Annotated in this window: 2 protein-coding genes; both read right to left on the bottom strand. The window is 49.6% G+C overall.

Going from position 1 to position 1,848, the window contains the following annotated elements:
• Position 1: 1 nt before the first annotated feature.
• Positions 2-1,291: a TRAP transporter large permease gene (locus ACTXGH_RS13730; RefSeq protein ID WP_439263610.1), complete on the bottom strand. Its 1,290-nt coding sequence runs from the start codon at positions 1,289-1,291 to the stop codon at positions 2-4.
• Positions 1,288-1,815 carry a TRAP transporter small permease gene (locus tag ACTXGH_RS13735; protein WP_439263612.1) on the bottom strand — a complete coding sequence of 176 codons (528 nt, stop codon included), beginning with the start codon at positions 1,813-1,815 and terminating at the stop codon, positions 1,288-1,290. Before ACTXGH_RS13735 ends, ACTXGH_RS13730 begins: the two co-directional genes overlap by 4 nt.
• Positions 1,816-1,848 lie beyond the last annotated feature (33 nt).

The raw sequence follows: 1,848 nt of genomic DNA on the forward strand, positions 1-1,848 counted from the left end.
TTTAACCAAGCAGCACCAAAGAGATCGCTGGGAACGCAACCAGAATAACCAAGCGAATGACATCAGAGACAATAAACGGTGCCACTCCACGAAACATATCAGATAGTTTGATATGCGGGGCCATCGCCTTAATTACAAAGATATTCATCCCCATGGGCGGCGTGATAAGACCAAGCTCCACCGTCAACACTGCAATAATCCCAAACCACACCGGATCAAACCCAAGGGCCAAGATAATTGGGAACACCACGGGAATAGTGATCACCAGCATCGCAAGGGCATCCATAAACAACCCAAGTAAAAAGTACATAAACAAAATACAGATTAAAACAATCATCGGACTGACCGCAAGTCCCCCAATCCACGTCGCTAACGAATAAGACAGGCGAGAGACTGAGACAAAGTAGCCAAGTGCCTCTGCCCCAAGTAGCATAAAGAACACCACCGCAGACAACGCCAAGGTTTCAATCAATGACTGCTTTAGTCCCTCCATACGCATGCCTTTGACAGCAGCATAGGCCCAAGAAACAAACGCCCCAACTGCAGCCCCCTCTGTTGGGGTGAACAGACCAAAGAAAATACCGGCGATGATCACAATAAAGATAAAGGTGAACGGTATCAATCCTGTCAATGAGAGTAGCTTGGCCTTCCAAGAGGTTGACTCGCCGCGCTGAGCCAAGTGCGGTTTCCAGCGCACCATGATCATGACAGTGATCGAGTACATGAGCATGCCAAGCATGCCGGGCAAGAAGCCTGCGATAAACATGTCACCAACGGACTGCTGGGTTAGGATGGCATAAACCAGTAAGGCGATACTGGGCGGGATCATAATGCCAAGCGTACCGCCCGCAGCCAAGATGCCACAAGCAAAGCCTGGCTGATAGCCGTATTTCTCCATTTGCGGCAGGGCCACTTTGGTCATAGTGGAGGCAGTGGCTAAAGAAGAACCTGAAATGGAGGCAAAGATGCCGGAGGAGCCGATACCAGCGATACCAAGACTGCCTCTGACACCGCCAAAGATGGTACGGGTAGCTTCAAAGAGTTTGCCGGCCATCCCTGAGTGAGTGGCAAAGACGCCCATTAAAATAAATAAAGGTATGGCGCTAAAGTCGTACTTTGCTAAGACGTCGACGGGGATGTCTTTGAGCATCTGCAAAGCGCCACCGGCTGAGGTAACAGCGCCAAAGCCAACCAGGCCAACACCAAGCATGGCAAGAGCAACTGGGACACGTATGACAACCAATAGAATCATGACCAATAGGCCGATGGCGCCAATCATTTCTGGACTCATGCGCCTGTCTCCTCGGCGTCAAAGAATTCGCCTGTTTTAAAGATGTTGATGGATTCGATTAGGGAGCGTATGGCCAGCAGTAAACTTAAGAAGGCGCTGATGGCGTAGATGGGCATCATGGAGATGCGCAAATCTTGGGTGACTTTGCCAAATTCGATGGCGTCGATGGCGCTTTCATACAGTCCCCAAGTAAAGACGAGACCGATGACAAAAAAACCTATCATGAACACGCCCATCATGTAGCCTTTAAGGGCTTGTGACATCTTTTGGGTGAAGACGTCGACGATGATCTGTGAGCGCTCGACGAAGGCGGCAAAGGCGGCCAGTAGCGCAAATAACATGAAGTAGGAGACGATCTCGACGCTACCTTTGACAGTAAAACCAAACTCGCCGCCCGTAAGCTTGAAGACATAGCGGGCAATGACATCAAGCATAGTGGTTAAGACAATGATGATTAGGCTGATGCCGCCAATAAACTGGCACAGCCTTGAGATGAGAGTGCTGAGGTTGACTAAAAATGCCATGGGAGATTGCCTTTAATAGGTTAGACTTTACAG

Origin of the sequence: Psychrobacter sp. 1Y10 (genome assembly GCF_052259005.1) — a bacterium.
Lineage (GTDB): Bacteria > Pseudomonadota > Gammaproteobacteria > Pseudomonadales > Moraxellaceae > Psychrobacter > Psychrobacter saeujeotis.

Coding starts and splice junctions, on each gene's coding strand:
- ACTXGH_RS13730 (WP_439263610.1), bottom strand. CDS start 1,291: ATGAGTCCAGAAATGATTGGCGCCATCGGCCTATTGGTCATGATTCTA.
- ACTXGH_RS13735 (WP_439263612.1), bottom strand. CDS start 1,815: ATGGCATTTTTAGTCAACCTCAGCACTCTCATCTCAAGGCTGTGCCAG.